We start from the raw sequence: 16983 nt of genomic DNA, 5'->3' as shown, positions 1-16983 counted from the left end.
TACGCTACCGGATGAGCACGGAAACCCTGCCGCAACTGGCGGCGGAAATCGGGGACGGCGAGGTCGTGAACGCCGCCGTCGATATAGGCCGGCAGCAGGTACGGGCAGATTCCGTCGCTGTGGCAGGGGGGATATGCCGGATAACGACGGCATCCACCTCCTGGTTTCTCACACGCATAGGCTTCCGCCTGAATGACCTATATGGCCGGGGACGCCTATGGCAGGCGGCATTGCAGAACCTGCAACTGAAGAGGAGGGAAGGCGGAGAAATAGAAACCATGCGGGGGAACATAGAAATCGGGGAAAAGAAAAGCGAGCTGGCGGGCGGATACATCCGGACGCCGAACACCGTCGTGCGCCTGGAGGCAGTTGCCGGAAAAGCCCTGAAAATAGACCTGGACGCCTCCCTCGGCATGAAAGACATCGCCCTCTTCTGGCAGGAAATGCCGGAACGGATGAAAACCGGAAGCGTGCAGCTGACGACCTCGGCGGAATACCGTGACGGATACGTTAAAATCGACCGTCTGGCACTCGGCATGCCCGGCACCTTCCGGCTGGAAGGACAGGGAGAAATGACCTCCCTGCAGGACTGGAAAGCCCTGACAGGCAACTTTTCCCTGCGGGGGAAGGTAGACCGTTCTCCGTGGATAGCAGGACTGCTGCCGGAAAAAATGACCCTGCCGCCCCGCATGCATATCGCCCTGGACGTAAAAGCCGATGAGGGAATAATAATGCCCGTACTGCGTATCGGTCAGAAAAACGGATACGTCCGGGCAACCGGCAGCTACAGTCTGCCCGAAGAAAAATACAGGCTGCACCTCCGGGCGGATACCTTCCCGCTGGCGGACTTCCTGCCTGCCGACTCGCTGGGAAAACTTACGGCGACTGCCGATATAGAGGGCAGGGGACTGTCGTGGACACAGGCGGACGCCCACGGGGTAGTTGATATACAGGCACTGGAATACAGGCGCCACCTCTACTCGGACATAAAACTGGTGGGGAAACTGGCGGATGCACACGTCGAAGCCGACCTCATAAGCCGGGACCCCGCCCTCCTCTTCGGATTCAAACTCCGGGCGGACTCGACAGACCGCCGATACACCTTTCGCATCGCGGGAGACATTGAAAAAGCCGACCTCCGGGAACTGAATCTCTCTCCGGAAAGACTGACCGTATCCTTCCGGACAGACATCGGGGCGACAGTCATATCCGACGAATACTATGCACTACAGGCGAACGTCAACCGGCTGGTGATAGACAACCGGCAGGGTTCCGGAAACCTCGGGGATGCGGAAATCGCCTTACAGAGCGACAGAAACGCCACGACGCTGGAGGCGACCTCCGGCGATTTCCGCATCACTTTTCGGGGCGACACCCTTGTCACCCGCCTTTCCGCCGGATTTGATGCACTCCTGACAGCCTTGCGGAAACAGCTCGGACACCGTGACCTGAACATGGACAGCCTGCGGAGCCTACTGCCCCGTTTTCACCTGGACGTAACGGGACGCACCGACAACATCGCGGGAAAATATCTCCGGACCAAAAAACTGGTATTCGACTCCGTGGCTGCGCAGATAGGCGCATCCCCGGAAGAGGGAATCCGCGCGCAAGTAGAAGTCATCCGCCCCCGCATCGGGACGGTGGACATAGACACCCTGACCCTGCATGTGCGGCAGGAGACGGGAATAGAATACGAGGCGGAAATCGTAAGCGACGGCGGAGCCATGAAAAACCTGTACCGGGTAGGCCTGTCCGGCGAAATAGTAGGGGACAGGCTGCGGGTGCTCCTTCACCAGCAGAACCGCGAAAAAAAGACAGGCGTAAACATCGGAGCCGACATCATCCGGGGAGACAGCAGCCTCACCCTCCGTCTCATACCCGATGCGCCCGTCCTGGGGTACACCTCCTGGACACTCAATACCGACAACGAAATACGTTTCTCTCCAGCCAGCCGCATTGAAGCCGACCTGCAACTCCGGAGCGCAGGGAAACTGCTCAGCCTGCAATCCGGCAAAAACGGGGGACGGCAGGAACCGCTGGACATCCTCATGGAAGGCATAGACCTCTCGGCACTCTCCGGTTCCATCCCCTTCATTCCCGATCTGGGAGGCTATCTGAACACCCGTATCGCACTCGACCTCGACGACGAACGACTGGAGGCCCGGGGGAAATGGAACATAACCGGTCTCCGGTGGGAGCAAAACGAAATAGGCGACCTTGCGCTCGACTTGAAATACTACGGCCTGAACCGCCGGGAAACCCGGCACACCCTCGACATGGACCTCCTGTCCGTCCCGCTGAACCTGGTGAACATCTTCATCCCCGCAAACACCGTTACAGCCTACGGAGAACTGCAGGGACAGATAAAAGCGGACGGTACCCCGGACTCCCTCGCCTTGGACGGGCAGCTCGCATTCCGGCAGGCAGCCGTCGAAACGCAATTCCTGGGCACACGCTATGGCATAGACTCTACCCGCATATCCTTGCGGCAGGGCACCCTCCGGCTGCAAAACTTCGGGCTGACCGCACCCAACAAAAAAAGACTCGAAATTACCGGCGACATCTCGCTGTTGCCGCTGAACGCTCCCGCCTGCGACCTGCAACTGCGGGCAGACGACTTCCAGGTGGTGAACGTAAAAAAGAACGAAACCTCGCTCGTTTACGGAAAAGCCTACGTTAATCTCGATGTCGCGCTCCGGGGACTTTTCAGCGCGCTTCAGCTCACGGGCAGCGTCGGCCTCCTGAACAGCACTTCGCTCGACTACGTGCTGCGCAACTCCGCCCCGGAACTCAGGGAAAACACCCGGGACATCGTGCGCTTCGTCTCCTTCGGCGACACCCTCCTCACCGACAAAGACCAGTGGACGAACCGCATCGAAACGGGCAGCTTCTCCATGAGACTGCTCGTCGAAATAGAAAAAAACGTCGGCATCAACATCAACCTCTCCGAAGACGGAAACAACCGCGTCGCCATACAGGGCGGCGGAAACCTCATATACACCATGAACCCCGAAAGCGGCAACGGCCTCGTCGGGAAATACGTGCTGAACGGGGGAACCGTGCGTTACGGCATACCGGTGGTGGGAGAGAAGACCTTCACCATACGGGAGGGAAGCAACCTCGAATGGACTGGAAACCTCGAAGAACCCGGTTTGCACATCACCGCCGCCACCGCCGTGCGGGTCAATGTCACCGAAGACAACAAAAGCACCCGCATCGTCAATTTTGAAGTACTGATACGTATCGAAGGAAGCCTGCGGCAGCCGCAGATAACATTCGACCTCACGGCGCCCAGCGACCAGGCCATACAAACCCAGCTGGCGGCATTCTCTGCGGAAGAACGCACGAAACAGGCGATGAACCTGCTCATATACGGCACCTACACCGCCCCCGGAACCGTAAACAACGGTGCCAATGCCGCAAACACCCTCAACAACTTCGTCGAAAAAGAACTCAACCAGTGGACCCGCAAATACCTTAAAAACACGAACCTCACCTTCGGCATAGACACCTACAACCAGATAGGCGCCGACGGACAGGAAACCAAACGGACGGACTACTCCTACCAGTTCTCCAAACAGCTCTTCAACGACAAAATCAACGTAAAAGTGGGAGGGCGCATCTCCTCCGACAGCGACCCCGGCACCAGCATGGAAGACAACCTCATAGACGACATCTCCATCGAATACCTCTTCAGCAAAAACAGGAACCTCTTCCTCAAAGCCTTCCGCCACACCAACTACGAAAGCGTGCTGGAAGGAGAAGTGACGCAGACCGGAATCGGAATCGTATGGAGAAAGAGCTTCCGGAAACTCGGTGAAATATTCAGAAGGAAAAATAAGCACAGACGGTGAAAAACAGCTACCTCATACTCCTGCTGGGAATGCTCCTCGCATCCTGTTCCACCACGAAAAAACTGGCGGACGGGGAAACACTGTACACCGGTGTCAAAAAAATAGAAATAACCGCCCCGAAGAGACTCCGGCTTGAAAGCCGGCAGAAAAATGCCGTGACCGCCCCTTTGTCCTATCCGCCCAACAACCCCCTTATATCGCCCTACTGGCGGACGCCCTTTCCCGTCGGGCTGTGGGTGTACAACTGGGACATCAAAAAGGAGAAAGGGTTGAAATGGTGGCTCTACCGCCGGCTGGCCAAAAAACCGGTGCTCATCGCCGACGTACAGCCCGAACTGCGGCTGAAAATGGTGGAAAACAACCTGAAAGACTACGGATTCTTCGGCATAGGGAAAGAATACGCCGTACATCCCCGGAAACGCAATCCCCGGAAAGCGAAAATCTCCTACCGCATCGAACTCTCCGAGCCTTGGCGTCTCGACTCCGTCGCCCTGTGGGAATGGCCCGACACCCTTGCGACCCATGTAGACCGCATCATGCCTAACACGCTTCTGACGAAAGGCAGCCAGTACGACGTAAACCTCCTGGAACAGGAACGCCAGCGCATCACGCAGTGGCTGCGCAACACGGGCTACTACTACTTCCAGCCCGATTACATCGAATTTCTGGCCGACACGACCCGGCAAAGAGGAAAAATCGACCTGCGCATTGTCCTCAAACAGGGCGTTCCGGAAATCGCCTTCCATCCCTGCCGGATACGGAACGTGGGCATCTCCTTCTCCGGTTCCGCCGGCGAAGGCAAACGCGACACCGTACGCCTCGACGGAATACGGCTCGACTACATCCCGCCCGAAACACTGAAAAACAGATTCGTCGTCCGGGCCATACAGATGCGCCCTGGGCAGCTCTACTCCGCATGGCGGCAGAACCGTACCCAGACCAGCCTGGTGCAGCTGGGCGTATTCAAATACGCCAACCTCACCGTCGCGCCCGCCGACACCGTCACCTCCCGCGCCCTCGACGTCAAAATAGACGCCGTGTACGCCCCGCCCGTGGAAACCGAGATAGAAGTGGACCTCTCCTCCAAATCCAACAGCCTCCTGGGACCCGGATTGACCTTAAGCCTGAGCAACCGCAACATGTTCCGCCGGGCAGAAACATTCGCCCTCAAACTCACGGGCGCCTACGAATGGCAGATAGGAGGGGCGGATAACATACAGGACAAAGGGCTCGTCAATTCCTACGAACTGGGGCTGAACCTCAACCTCACCGTTCCCCGGCTCGCGCCCCGCTTCATGAAAACCAACCCGGACAGGCAGGAGCGCAGCACCTTTCAGATAGGCACCGACTTCCTCAACCGGCACAGCTACTTCCGCATGGTGTCATTCTGGGGAAACGTGGCGTACGACTTCCACACCTCCCGGCGGAACAACCACACCCTCATCCCCTTCAAACTCACGTACACGCACCTGCTGAAAACCTCCCATGAATTCGACTCCACGCTGAACAACAACCCCGCCATCGCCCTGAGTTTCCGGGACCAGCTCATACCCTCCATGACATACACCTACACTTTCGACCGGGCGGCGACCTACCGGAATCCCGACCGCTTCTACTGGCAGACCTCCCTCACACAGGCGGGTAACATTCTCTCCGGCATCCAGTACCTCGCAGGAAAAAGGGAGAGCGGCAAAAAACTGTTCGGCAACGTTTACTCGCAATTCCTCAAACTGACCAGCGAAATCGTCGGCTACCGCAAGACATCCGACAACTCCCTCATAGCTCTGCGCTTCATGGGAGGCATCGGCTACGCGTACGGCAACACGAAGGTCATGCCGTACAGCGAACAATTCTACATCGGGGGAGCCAACAGCATCCGGGCATTCCGTATCCGCTCCATCGGACCGGGGAGTTTCCATCCCCGCACGGAAAGCGTGACCGCCTACCTCGACCAGACGGGGGACATAAAACTGGAGGCGAACATTGGCTACCGCTTCAAAATAGCCGGACGCATCTACGGCGCGCTCTTTGCGGACGCGGGCAACGTATGGCTTCTCCGCAAAGAAGCCGAACGGCCGGGAGGAGAATTCCGGTTAAAGGGACTGTGGAAAGAAATAGCCCTCGGAACAGGCACGGGACTGCGCTACGACATCACCTACATCGTCATCCGCGCCGACCTGGGAGTCGCTCTGCACGCCCCCTACGACACAGGAAAAAAAGGCTATTTCAATATCCGGAACTACGGATTCAAAGACGGACTGGTGCTGAATCTTGCCATCGGTTACCCCTTCTGACTTCCTTCTGAAAAATCCTTTACCAGCTTCAGAGGCTTCCCGTAAGTCAGCATCCGCCAGATCCATTCCAGCGGACCGAAACGGAACAGCAAGAGCCACAGACGGCAGAAAACGACCTGAAACGCAAACACCGCCAGCGCGACGGCCTCCGTTGCGCCCAATCCCAGCGAAGCACCCAGACCGAAACCGATGCCGTAAAACAGAAACATGCCGATGACGGACTGTCCGATATAATTCGTCAGCGCCATCCGTCCCGGAGCGGCGAGCCATTTCCACAAACCCCAACGACTGCGGGCGAGATACACCAGCCCCAGCAACGCCGCATAAGCGAAAGCAAGAGGGTAGACACTGACCGTATAAAGCAGCGTATGGACAGCCTTTCCCAACGGATACCCGCACACTGCACTCGTTGCGTAAACAACCGAAAGCGGAATGCCGGCAAGCATGCCGTATACGCACAGCTTTCTAAGCAGCGGTCTGTAAGCCTCCAGTTCGGCATAAACACGGTGCCGCCCGATAACGAACCCCGTCAGAAACAGCCCCATCACCTTGAAATAGCGGTTGCCGTCGATAAACTCGGACATGCGCTCCCACGCCCCCTGGATAAGAAACTCGAAAACCTGCCGGTAACTCTCCGCATCCCGGAGCCAGAAACCGAAATTCTCCTCCGTAATGCCGTACAGTCCGGCGTAATACCACCACTTGTCCACCGCCGGCTGCGCCAGCGAGATCCCTGTCACCTCCGAAAAAGCATCCACGACCACCGGCAGAAAAAGCAGCACGCCGGCCACCGTCAGAATCCGGCGGTCGGACATCTTGCGGAACAGCGGCAGCAGCATGCCCAGCACGGCATACAGCAGCAGAATATCCCCGCTCCACACGAACATCAGGTGAAGGAAACCGAAAACGGCCAGCAGCGCCATCCGGCGGTAAAAAATACGGAAACCGTCGGCGCCCCTCTCCGCAGCATGCGAGATGATAATTGAAAACCCGACCCCGAACAGCAGCGAAAACAGCGTGTAAAACTTACCGTCGACGAACAGATACTGCAAAAACCGCACTATCCGGTCTACCCCCGCACTCGGCATCGCCGCCGCCGTATCGGCGGACTGAAACGTATAGAGCGAAAACTCCGGATAATTCGCCAGACACACCCCCAGCAAAGCGAAACCCCGCAGCACATCGAGAAAAACATGCCGCTGCGCCCCGCTCATGGGCGCCATCGATAAATTCATATTCTTCATATAGATAACCGTTTCTTACAATTAAACCGACAGGCACACCGACGGCGAAGCCTTCCTGCCGTCCGCACTGGTCGCAAAAACATACACGGCAGCCTCTTCCACTCGCAAATGCTTGCTTGCAATCTTGAAACTCCTCTCGTCCGCTTCCCCGCGCACACCCAAAGAAAACAGCCGGTACTCCGGTTCACTTCGGGTACTCACAAGCACCCCGTACAACTTGTCATCCCGGAACCTGTTCGGGCTTTCCAGTCCCATCTCCTGCCGGGAGAACCGAACCGTCTGCTCTTCTGCATCCACAGTCGCAGTCACGCCCTCCGGCGCCTCCAGACTGCCGTCCGCCACCTGCAACCGGGTAAAATCGATTTCCCCCTGAAACTCCTGCGGTGCCCGCTTCTGTGCACTTACCGCCTTCTCCGGATTGATTTTAGTCACCGTCACCGCCGTATTCACATTCGCCCGGATAAAACCCTGCATGCCTGCCGGAAACCGCTTTTCCCCCGGAAAACCCGCCTGAATGACCGGCAGCAGATACCGTCCTGTCTTCACCACTGTCCCGAAAGCCTCGCAATGCCGTTTTTGCTGCTCACTCTTCCGGTTCGGCATGACCCCTTCGGAACGGCAGAACATTTGTCCGTCCCGTCCCTTATACAGGATGAGATGCCCCAGTCTCCCGCTGAACTTGCCCAGTGTACTTTTTACGATAGCCATATTGTCATGAAAATATCCTGTAAACAAATATAGCGATAAAATAAGAGAAATCCAAATGAAATCCGTAAAAGATACGGATCAACTCCATCTAAAAGCTTATTAAAAGATTATTATAACCTTATCAAAAGCTTATTTATAATAGGCTTTTAACACAGTTTTATTTGAATTTATAGAAAATATTTATAATATTTGTAGTGTAATTCAACCGTAATTAAACCTTATTTGTATGAAAGATACACCGTTGAATCTATTAAGGGAAATTGTGAAAGGAGGAGGCCCTATCCGGATGGGAGGCATGACATATTATGTGCGTAACGGCAAATTTCAGGCGTGTGCCTCTAAACGCGCCAAGCGGAAAGAAAGGACGGAGAAAGAGATTGCCATGAACAGCCGCTTTGCGGAAGTGCGGACACTCTGGAAAATGTACCGCCGGGCAATAGGAGAATTGCCCGTATGGCGGGTGGCTGCACGGGAAACGGGAGCGGCCAAAAGCGACAGCCTGTTCCACTCGTTCAACGGGGCATGCGTGCGGCCGCAGGAAGGCGTCTGGGCATTCTCCGCATTCCGTTTCGCTGCCGGATCGCTGGATATGCCGGTGCTGAAATCTGTTCGGCGGAAAGGATGGCAGGTGACCCTGGAGTGGGAAAACGACGGGGCGCAGGCGGAACTCCGGAAAAACGACAGAGTCTACGTGGGCTACTTTTACGACACCCAGCCTCGCGTGCCACAATTGGCAATCGTGGAAAACACCTGCCGGCAGGACGGCAAGGCGACAATCGACATTCCCTCCATGGGGCAGCCGTCAGACACCCCTCTGCATCTCTACCTCTTCTTCGGCTCCGCCAAAAACGACCGCTTCTCCCCAAGCGTCTACTGCCTCGCGGAGTAAGGCGGAAGCACTATCCGGAAATATAAAGAAAGGCGAGACAAATGTCCCGCCTTTAATGTTTTCAAAAAAGATAAGGGTGTTTCCAATAAGTTCAAAATTACATTAGTGTTGCTTTTGATTAACGGTCCATCCCTTGCTGACAAACCACAAACTGTCATCCACGTTCACAGCACCCGGCTTAAAACGAAAATCTCCTTCGCCAAAAACACGTCCCGGGGCGGCGTCAATCGCTGGACTTAATAAGTTTTTACGCAACAATTGAATATTACGTGTCACCAAATTATTCCAAATATCCACCGGCACCAGATAAATATTTTTAACATCTGGCCGGGACGCAATCATTCGTATAGTATCGGGATTCAATCGGTCAAATCCATTTCTTAACTGACTAAATTCAACCCGAACATCATTCTGTTCAATAAAATTATCATCCCCGTCATCTTTGCTGCACGCCCCCAGCGTGGCCGCCCCAATCGCTGCCATCATGCCCATGCGCGATAATTTATAAGAAAATTTTTTCATATACTTCATTTTTTTACCTTTTGTTTTAATTATGATTTTTTACTTTCCTATTCGCCGTGTTGTCATAGCCCACCGCATCAATATGTTGTTTCCAATGGGTCAAAGATACTAATTTGAGAGTAAATCACAACATCATTTTACCTATAATACAGAGCTGTTCTTTCGGAAAACTTCCATGTGCCCCCCAAAAACTATTTTACAAACGACCAATAATTTTCCGGCGTAATAACTTCATAAGTCGAACCCGGATAGGAATTGGCAAATGCTTTCGGTTGACTGTTCCTTGCTTTTCCATTCCATTTGAATTCAAAAGTACGCAGGACACCGTCCTGTTCTTCGATTAAGTCTATTTCCTGCTGCTCATGGGTACGCCAAAAGAAAAGTTGTGCAAAGTTACCGAAGTATGAATTACGTTTTATCCTTTCGCTTACCATAAGATTTTCCCATAAAGCCCCGGCATCATTTCTTAGTTCCAACGGAGCAAAATTGGAAAGAACGGCATTTCTTACCCCGTTGTCATAAAAATAGATTTTCTTCCCTTTCTTGATTTCATTCCGTAAATTCCGGCTAAAAGAATCCAGGCGAAACACAACAAAACATTTCTCCAGCAAATTAATATAATTTTCGACCGTACTCTTATCGACCCCCAAAAGATTACTCAACTCATTATAGGAAACCTCACTACCTAATTGCAGGGCTAATGCCCTTACCAACTTCTGAATAAGTTCGGGTTTCTTTATTCCCTTATAGGCAAACAAGTCTTTGTAAAGATAATTGTTAGTCAACGTCATTAACGTTCGCTTTGCATCTCCCGGTTCTGTTACCACTTCCGGATACAATCCATAAATCATACGGTTCTCCAATAACCTGTGTTCCTCTCTTTCGGAATTACTTTCAGCCAATTCCGGCAAAGAAAGAGGGAAAAGGTTGTATTCTATCAACCGACCTGTTGCCGGTTCGTTTATCTCGTCTGCCATATCGAGCGATGAAGAGCCTGTTACCACTACCTGTGTTTCCAGTTTCAAATCCCCAATCATTTTTAATGTCAGTCCAATATTCCTGACCCTTTGGGCTTCATCTATGAATACAAACTCATAGGGTGATAACAAATGTTTCAGTTCCGTGGTTGTCTTGCCTTCCAATAACAAAACATCATCTGCATTATCACAATTCAAGGACAATATTTTTTCTTTTCCCTCCTGTAATTCAGAAAGTAATGTAGTCTTACCTACCTGTCTTGCCCCCAACAATACGATTACTTTTCTGCGTTTGTAATCTGCCAGGATAGAACCTTTGATTATCCGCCTTATCATACTATTTTTCTTGCAAAGATATACAAAAACAAAAATATAACCGCTAAATTTGGCAAAATTCAGAGAGTATAACCACTAAATTTGGCAAAATTCAGAGAATAAAAACCGGACTATTTTTTGTATCATCATGACAAAACTATATGTAAACTATTTTCAGGGATAGTCACCCGTCCATCGAAGTCGGCTATTACACCATTTACAATGACTTCGTATCCGATCCGCGGCTTTTCGAGCAGAACAATGTGCTGTACCATTATCCGATTAACCACGAACGACTGCTAATCGGGCGGTTCTGTTCTCGACAAATTCTGAGCCTGTTATTTTTGAGATATTATCCTTAACTTTGCACTATAATATTTTTACGATATGAAAAAGATAGATTACGTTTTAATTACATTGGGACTGGCAGCGCTTGTTTTGGCTGCATCCTGTTCGCAAGCAAATCGGAAGGCGGATGCTGGTGATTCGGCTGTCATCGAAAACATCATGACACGTACAAGTGTCCGGCAGTTTACATCGCGCCCCATTGCGAAAGATACGCTTGAGATGATTGTCAGGGCGGGGATGGCTGCTCCATCGGCCATGAACAAACAGCCGTGGGCTTTCGTGGTGGTTACGGAGAAGGAGATGCTCGACAGCCTTTGTGCCGTACATCCTTATTCCAATCTTAAAACAGCCACGGCTGCCATCGTGGTTTGCGGAGACCTCGAAAAAGCCGGAAAGGATTTTGTCCGTGAGTATTGGATTCAGGACTGTTCGGCAGCGACGGAGAATATCCTGCTCGCCGCTCATGCTCTGGGGCTTGGTGCTGTCTGGTGCGGTGTTTATCCGAATCCGAACGTCCTGCCGCAGGTTACGCGTGTGTTGGGGTTGCCTTCCTGGGTTATTCCGTTGAACATCATTACGATGGGGTATCCTGCAGGCGAGTCTCAGCCCAAGGATAAATGGAAGCCGGAAAACGTGCATTATCAGAGATGGTAATGTGAAGCCGTTAGTGTCCGGTAAATAAAAGCAGGAATGAAGGAACGGAAAGACATCATCGTTGCCGATATTATCGGGCGGACAAAACCGGAGGTCGGGGAGGAGTATCTGGCTCATCTGCTCTGTCTGAACGGGTATTGCCGTTTCTTGTTCAACGGCAAGGAATTCGAATTGCATCCCGGTGACCTTTCCATTGTCCGCAAGCGCAAATTGGTCGAGGATGTGCGGCCGTCGGACGATTTTTATGCCAAAGTCATCTATGTCACGCCCGAATTCGTCGAGTTGTGCACGCCGTTGAGCAACTACGGCATGAAAGGCTCGTTGGCGCTGTTCCTCAATCCCGTGATGCACCTTACGCCTGAACAGCAAATAGTTTGTCGGCGCGATTTCGAGCAGCTTGAACAGCGGATTCGGGACACCGGACATCGCTTTTACCGTGAAATTCTTATGAATGCCATGCAGACGGCAATTCTTGATTTTTTCGATTTTCATGCCGGTCTTTATGGCGAGAGTGACATTTCCACGCAGAATGCCTCTATTATGGACCGTTTTCTCAAGATGCTGGAAGCGGGAACTTACCGCGAACACCGTGAGGTGACTTATTATGCGGATTGTCTGTGTGTCACGTCGAAGTATCTGTCGGAGGTATCGAAAAAGGTTAGCGGATACGCCGCCAATTATTGGATTAACCGTTATACGATTCTCGACATTACCCGCTTGCTTCGAAACAAGTCGCTGACGTTTGTTCAGATTTCCGATATGTTCGGTTTCTCGTCGCCTGCCTATTTCAGTCGCTACGTGCAGAATCATCTGGGGGTAAATCCGACGGAGTACAGGGAATGACTTTGCGGGAACCCTTGACGGGAAAATTCCGTAAAAAAGTCATTTTTTACAGAGTTTTTTATAACAGGATGTTGTCGGATTGCCACGAATTTTGTGGCTGAAAATTATAAAAAACGAGAGTTTATGAAGACAGTGAAACTGAATAACGGAGTAGAGATGCCGCAAATGGGTTACGGCGTCTATCAAGTGTCGCCCGCCGAATGTGAACGGTGCGTGGCGGATGCCCTGAGTATCGGTTACCGTATGATTGATACGGCGCAGGCTTACCACAACGAGGAGGGTGTCGGCAATGCCGTCCGCAAAAGCGGCATCGACCGCAAAGAGATTTTTCTCGTGTCGAAAGTGTGGATTTCCAACTACGGCTACGAGAAGGCGAAAGCCTCTATCGATGAGAGTCTGCGAAAGTTGCAGACCGATTACATCGACCTGATGCTGTTGCATCAGCCTTTCTGCGACCGTTACGGGGCATACCGTGCATTGGAAGAGGCATACAAGGAGGGAAAGCTACGTGCAATCGGCGTATCGAATTTTTATCCCGATCATTTCATCGACCTTGCCAGCAATGTGGAGGTGGTTCCGGCTGTCAATCAGGTGGAGACGCACGTGTTCGACCAGCAGATTGAGCCGCAGCGCATCATGGAGGAGTTCGGCACGCACATCATGTCGTGGGGACCGTTTGCAGAGGGACGCAACGATTTTTTCACGAATCCGCAGTTGGCTGAAATTGGCAGCAAGTACGGAAAGAGCGTGGCGCAGGTCGCTTTGCGGTGGCTCATTCAGCGTGGCGTTATCATTATCCCCAAATCGACACACATCGAGCGGATGCGGCAGAATATCGATATTTTCGATTTTGCGCTTTCGGATGAGGATATGGCTGCTATTGCCACACTTGACACGGGGCGCAGTCTTTTCTTTGACCACCACGATGCCGAAACGGCGCGTATGTTTATGGGGTGGAGATAAATAAGTAATGATATAAAAACAGGAAAAATGAAAAAGATTTTGATGACTTTGTTGGCAGTCGTATTTGTCGGTTCGGCTGCCTTTGCCCGGCAGAGCGAAAAACAGAACCGTGTGCTGGTCGTTTATTTTTCGGCTACCGGAACTACGGCGCAGGCGGCTGAAAAACTGGCGAAAGCTACCGGGGGAGAACTTTACGAAATCGAGCCTGAGAAGCGCTATACGAGTGCTGATCTGGACTGGCGCGATAAGCAGTCGCGCAGCTATGTGGAAATGCACGATTTGAAATATCGTCCCGCTATAAAGAAGAAGGAGGTGAATATGGCGGACTATGATACGGTTTATCTCGGTTTTCCCATTTGGTGGAATATTGCTCCGACCGTGGTCAATACTTTTATTGAGGCTTACGACCTGAAAGGCAAGACGGTGATTCCTTTCGCCACGTCGGGAGGCAGTACGATAGACAACAGCGTCAAGGAGTTGAAGAAGGCTTATCCCGCAGTAGAGTGGAAGGAGGGGAAATTGCTGAACGGAATGGATGTCGAAGCCATCCGCCGGTGGACGACTGACTGATAGAAGCCGCTTGGATTGTAGAAGCCGCCCTGCCGTTTAATCGGACAGGGCGGCTTTTCATTTCCGTAATCTCGAATTCCCAGGTATTATTCGGTTAGCTGCTTTCGGTGAGATTTCGGTATAAGCAATAAAAAATCCTGTAAATCATATTTACAGGATTTTTTTGTTTGTGTTTTGGCGGAAAGAAGGGGATTCGAACCCCTGATACCCTTTAGAGGTATACACGCTTTCCAGGCGTGCCAGTTCAACCACTCCTGCATCTTTCCATTTGTAGCGGTGCAAAGATAGGACAAAAAGTAAAAAACGGAAATTAAAAGGCAAAAAAAATGAAAGGAGGGTAGCCGGATAAATCAGAAATAAAGAGATGTGTAAAATAAATGTGAAAAAATTTAATATTTTTTCAATGTATATCGGGATAATTAACTAACATGAGCAGCATTATTTTATGTTGCTTTTTTAGTGTGATAAATGGTGTATTTTAGTTTTATCAAATTAATGTGCGTATTGTTTTTATTTAAGTGTTAAGTAATAAATAGCTAAAATCAGGATTATGGATAAAGAAATAATAATGCCTTATTTTCCTTATGGGATTCGGGTTGCAGCTGACGATAATAATAAAGAATCTTTCATGATAAAGGAGTTGCATTGCAAGTTTGTTCGGGTGGAGGATGATTGGAATAATAGTTTTACTATTCCTTATAGTTCGGAAATGTATAAGATTATTTTACATCCTATTACGGCGGAACACTTGAGCAAGCCTTTGCGTGTCAATAAACAGACGATGATAGTGTCCGATTATCTGTGCGAAATTGTATATGAGAATATTAAGGATTTGATACCGTCAAATGATTCGGATTGGTTAATAGATTTGATTGTTAGTTATTTTAATGATAGGACAATTTGTCCCTTTTCCAAGAAAATTATGAGTAAGATTTACTCAGTTTTATATGCTTTGCATTTCGATATGTTCGGTTATATTGACCAGGGTAAGGCCAGGAATATTTGCGAAATGGATTATAATTCGTATGAATATGATACGATTCTTTTGTAAAGGGTGTTTTATTGGTTTTGTTGCAGTAATTTCATTAATTTATCCAGTTTCGGAGCCATGATGATTTCCGTGCGTCGGTTGGAAGTACGTCCTTCGGCAGTGGCGTTATCTGATACCGGCATATATTCTCCTCTTCCGGTTGGCTGGATTTGCAGTGGCTGTACATGATATTCTTCTGTTAAGATACGTACAACGGAGGTTGCCCGGATTACGCTTAAATCCCAGTTGTCCTTGAATTGTACCGTATTAATCGGTTTGTTGTCCGTGTGTCCTTCGATGAATACATCGATGTCGCTCTGTTTGTTTAGAACTTCCGCTAGTTTTGCCAGGGCTTCTTTGCCTCGTTTGTCTACCTGGGCACTTCCGGATTGGAACAGGAGTTTATCCGACATGGCAACATAGATTTTTCCGTCGTGGCGGGTGACGCTCAATTCGTCGTTTCCGAATCCCAGCAAGGCATCTTGTACGTTCTCCAACAGGGAGCTGACTTTTTCATTTTGTAGATTAATCATTTCCTGTAATTCGCGGATGGTGGCTTCCCGTTCCTTTAGTTCGAGTGTTTTTTCTTCGAGTAAAGCATTGAGTTTTTCTTGTTCCGATTTATTGGAGAATAAAAGGCTGCGGTAAGCGCGTATTTTGCCTCCGAGTTCGACGGTGTCGTTTTTTAAGTTTTCTATTTGCCGGTCTAATCCCTCGTTTTTTTGGTTCGCATTGCCCAATTGTCCCCGCAGTGTTTCTTCTCTTTCAAGGGCAGCGAGACGGCCGTTTTCGGCGATAAGGTATTTTTTCTTGGATACGCATGAGGAGCATAGCAAGAGGATAAACAGTGTTATTCCGATAAAGTATTTCATCATTTTTACCAAATAAAATTGGGTGTTAATAAGTCAAAATTTCTACTCCCGTTTCTGTAATGAGAACCGTGTTTTCCCATTGTGCGGAGGGTTTGCCGTCTTCCGTCAGTACGGTCCAGTCATTTTCCGCGTCGATATATATTTCATAATTGCCCATGTTAATCATGGGTTCAATGGTAAAAATCATACCGGGTACGAGAAGCATGCCTGTTCCTTTTTTACCTACATGTTCTACTTCCGGCTTTTCGTGAAATTTCAGTCCGACACCGTGTCCGCAGAAGTCCCGGACAACAGAATATCCATGTGCTTCCGCATGGGTTTGAATGGCTTCACCGATATCACCTAAAAAGCCCCACGGTCGGGCAGCCGCTACACCTCTTTCCAGGCATTCTTTTGTTACTTCCACCAAGCGTTTGCAGGCGGGACGGACGTTGCCAATCATAAACATGCGGGAGGCATCCGAGTAGTATCCGTCTAAAATTGTGGAGACATCGACATTCACAATATCACCGTCCCGCAAGATTGTGTTTTTATCGGGGATGCCGTGGCATACTTCTTCATTGATGGAGGTGCATACGCTTTTGGGAAATCCTTCGTAATTCAAAGGGGCGGGGATGGCTCCATGCGAGATGGTAAAGTCATATACCAAATCGTCAATTTCCTGTGTAGACATTCCTTCGTGGATATGTTCGGACACATAATCGAGTACGCTGGTGTTGATAAGCGCACTTTTTTTGATACCTTCAATCTGCTCCGGTGTTTTAATCAGCTTTTTCGGGGGGACAATATGTCCCAAATGCCTGTAATGGCGCAGTTTTTCATCCAAGTCCGTTTTTTCCGGTAAACTTCCAAACAATTTCATTGTCCTTTAATTTCAAAGGCAAAAGTAGTGATATTTTT

At 50.5% G+C, this 16983-nt stretch carries 14 protein-coding genes, 1 tRNA gene and 1 pseudogene; 9 read left to right on the top strand and 7 right to left on the bottom strand.

Translation table 11 applies throughout. From position 1 onward, the window contains the following. The first annotated feature begins 65 nt into the window (after nucleotides 1-65). Complete coding sequence (locus NFR61_RS08310) at nucleotides 66-3854, top strand: translocation/assembly module TamB domain-containing protein (RefSeq protein ID WP_251622957.1); 3789 nt, start codon at nucleotides 66-68, stop codon at nucleotides 3852-3854. Further along, complete coding sequence (gene tamL, locus NFR61_RS08305) at nucleotides 3851-6148, top strand: translocation and assembly module lipoprotein TamL (RefSeq protein ID WP_338150541.1); 2298 nt, start codon at nucleotides 3851-3853, stop codon at nucleotides 6146-6148. Before NFR61_RS08310 ends, tamL begins: the two co-directional genes overlap by 4 nt. On the opposite strand, the gene NFR61_RS08300 is transcribed toward tamL, so the two are convergent. Both NFR61_RS08300 and NFR61_RS08295 read right to left on the bottom strand, forming a co-directional pair. Beyond that, nucleotides 6136-6963 (bottom strand): DUF418 domain-containing protein, encoded by an 828-nt coding sequence (locus NFR61_RS08300; RefSeq protein WP_251622951.1) that lies wholly within the window; start codon nucleotides 6961-6963, stop codon nucleotides 6136-6138. The genes tamL and NFR61_RS08300 overlap by 13 nt on opposite strands. Nucleotides 6964-7413: 450 nt before the next feature. Then, the gene (locus NFR61_RS08295) at nucleotides 7414-8100 is read right to left on the bottom strand and encodes a hypothetical protein (RefSeq protein WP_251622949.1); all 687 of its coding nucleotides are present in this window, start codon (nucleotides 8098-8100) and stop codon (nucleotides 7414-7416) included. Between the two features lie 226 nt (nucleotides 8101-8326). Between NFR61_RS08295 and NFR61_RS08290 the strand changes: the two genes are divergently transcribed. After that, on the top strand, nucleotides 8327-8989 hold the full coding sequence (locus NFR61_RS08290; RefSeq protein WP_251622947.1) for a hypothetical protein: 663 nt from the start codon (nucleotides 8327-8329) through the stop codon (nucleotides 8987-8989). Nucleotides 8990-9091: 102 nt separating this feature from the next. Here the strand turns inward: NFR61_RS08290 and NFR61_RS08285 are convergent, their stop codons facing one another. Next, nucleotides 9092-9511 carry a hypothetical protein gene (locus tag NFR61_RS08285; protein WP_251622945.1) on the bottom strand — a complete coding sequence of 140 codons (420 nt, stop codon included), beginning with the start codon at nucleotides 9509-9511 and terminating at the stop codon, nucleotides 9092-9094. Between the two features lie 191 nt (nucleotides 9512-9702). After that, entirely contained in the window at nucleotides 9703-10824 is a 1122-nt protein-coding gene (locus NFR61_RS08280) for an ATP-binding protein (protein WP_251622943.1), read from the bottom strand. A 167-nt stretch (nucleotides 10825-10991) separates the two neighbouring features. Here NFR61_RS08280 and NFR61_RS11260 point away from each other — a divergent pair. From NFR61_RS11260 to NFR61_RS08260, 5 genes and pseudogenes are all read left to right on the top strand, one after another. Further along, nucleotides 10992-11123 (top strand): annotated as a pseudogene (locus NFR61_RS11260) (CatB-related O-acetyltransferase); the annotation flags it as partial. Between the two features lie 67 nt (nucleotides 11124-11190). Beyond that, nucleotides 11191-11805 (top strand): nitroreductase family protein, encoded by a 615-nt coding sequence (locus NFR61_RS08275; RefSeq protein ID WP_251622941.1) that lies wholly within the window; start codon nucleotides 11191-11193, stop codon nucleotides 11803-11805. 36 nt (nucleotides 11806-11841) lie between these two features. Continuing rightward, nucleotides 11842-12648, top strand: coding sequence for an AraC family transcriptional regulator (locus tag NFR61_RS08270; protein ID WP_251622939.1), 807 nt, complete (start codon nucleotides 11842-11844; stop codon nucleotides 12646-12648). 123 nt (nucleotides 12649-12771) lie between these two features. Continuing rightward, the gene (locus tag NFR61_RS08265; RefSeq protein WP_251622937.1) at nucleotides 12772-13611 is read left to right on the top strand and encodes an aldo/keto reductase; all 840 of its coding nucleotides are present in this window, start codon (nucleotides 12772-12774) and stop codon (nucleotides 13609-13611) included. A gap of 27 nt (nucleotides 13612-13638) precedes the next feature. Next, nucleotides 13639-14181, top strand: coding sequence for a flavodoxin (locus NFR61_RS08260; protein ID WP_251622935.1), 543 nt, complete (start codon nucleotides 13639-13641; stop codon nucleotides 14179-14181). Between the two features lie 175 nt (nucleotides 14182-14356). On the opposite strand, the gene NFR61_RS08255 is transcribed toward NFR61_RS08260, so the two are convergent. Continuing rightward, nucleotides 14357-14447 (bottom strand) — tRNA-Ser (locus NFR61_RS08255). A gap of 284 nt (nucleotides 14448-14731) precedes the next feature. On the opposite strand from NFR61_RS08255, the gene NFR61_RS08250 reads away from it, so the two are divergent. Further along, a complete protein-coding gene (locus tag NFR61_RS08250) occupies nucleotides 14732-15232 on the top strand; it encodes a hypothetical protein (protein WP_251622933.1) in 501 nt (166 codons plus the stop codon). 8 nt (nucleotides 15233-15240) lie between these two features. Here NFR61_RS08250 and NFR61_RS08245 read toward each other — a convergent pair whose 3' ends face one another. Continuing rightward, nucleotides 15241-16083: an OmpA family protein gene (locus NFR61_RS08245; protein WP_251622977.1), complete on the bottom strand. Its 843-nt coding sequence runs from the start codon at nucleotides 16081-16083 to the stop codon at nucleotides 15241-15243. 25 nt (nucleotides 16084-16108) lie between these two features. After that, the gene (map, locus tag NFR61_RS08240; protein WP_251622931.1) at nucleotides 16109-16945 is read right to left on the bottom strand and encodes a type I methionyl aminopeptidase; all 837 of its coding nucleotides are present in this window, start codon (nucleotides 16943-16945) and stop codon (nucleotides 16109-16111) included. Between the last annotated feature and the right edge of the window lie 38 nt (nucleotides 16946-16983).

This window comes from Odoribacter lunatus, assembly GCF_943193135.1.
Classification (GTDB): domain Bacteria; phylum Bacteroidota; class Bacteroidia; order Bacteroidales; family Marinifilaceae; genus Culturomica; species Culturomica lunata.
Note: the sequence above shows the minus strand (reverse complement) of the source record. Positions and strands in the feature narration are given on the sequence as shown.

What these genes read in the sequence shown, in the direction of transcription:
- NFR61_RS08300 (WP_251622951.1), bottom strand. Translation starts at nt 6,963, where the DNA reads ATGTCCGACCGCCGGATTCTGACGGTGGCCGGCGTGCTGCTTTTTCTG.
- NFR61_RS08295 (WP_251622949.1), bottom strand. Translation starts at nt 8,100, where the DNA reads ATGGCTATCGTAAAAAGTACACTGGGCAAGTTCAGCGGGAGACTGGGG.
- NFR61_RS08290 (WP_251622947.1), top strand. Translation starts at nt 8,327, where the DNA reads ATGAAAGATACACCGTTGAATCTATTAAGGGAAATTGTGAAAGGAGGA.
- NFR61_RS08285 (WP_251622945.1), bottom strand. Translation starts at nt 9,511, where the DNA reads ATGAAAAAATTTTCTTATAAATTATCGCGCATGGGCATGATGGCAGCG.
- NFR61_RS08280 (WP_251622943.1), bottom strand. Translation starts at nt 10,824, where the DNA reads ATGATAAGGCGGATAATCAAAGGTTCTATCCTGGCAGATTACAAACGC.
- NFR61_RS08275 (WP_251622941.1), top strand. Translation starts at nt 11,191, where the DNA reads ATGAAAAAGATAGATTACGTTTTAATTACATTGGGACTGGCAGCGCTT.
- NFR61_RS08270 (WP_251622939.1), top strand. Translation starts at nt 11,842, where the DNA reads ATGAAGGAACGGAAAGACATCATCGTTGCCGATATTATCGGGCGGACA.
- NFR61_RS08265 (WP_251622937.1), top strand. Translation starts at nt 12,772, where the DNA reads ATGAAGACAGTGAAACTGAATAACGGAGTAGAGATGCCGCAAATGGGT.
- NFR61_RS08260 (WP_251622935.1), top strand. Translation starts at nt 13,639, where the DNA reads ATGAAAAAGATTTTGATGACTTTGTTGGCAGTCGTATTTGTCGGTTCG.
- NFR61_RS08250 (WP_251622933.1), top strand. Translation starts at nt 14,732, where the DNA reads ATGGATAAAGAAATAATAATGCCTTATTTTCCTTATGGGATTCGGGTT.
- NFR61_RS08245 (WP_251622977.1), bottom strand. Translation starts at nt 16,083, where the DNA reads ATGAAATACTTTATCGGAATAACACTGTTTATCCTCTTGCTATGCTCC.
- map (WP_251622931.1), bottom strand. Translation starts at nt 16,945, where the DNA reads ATGAAATTGTTTGGAAGTTTACCGGAAAAAACGGACTTGGATGAAAAA.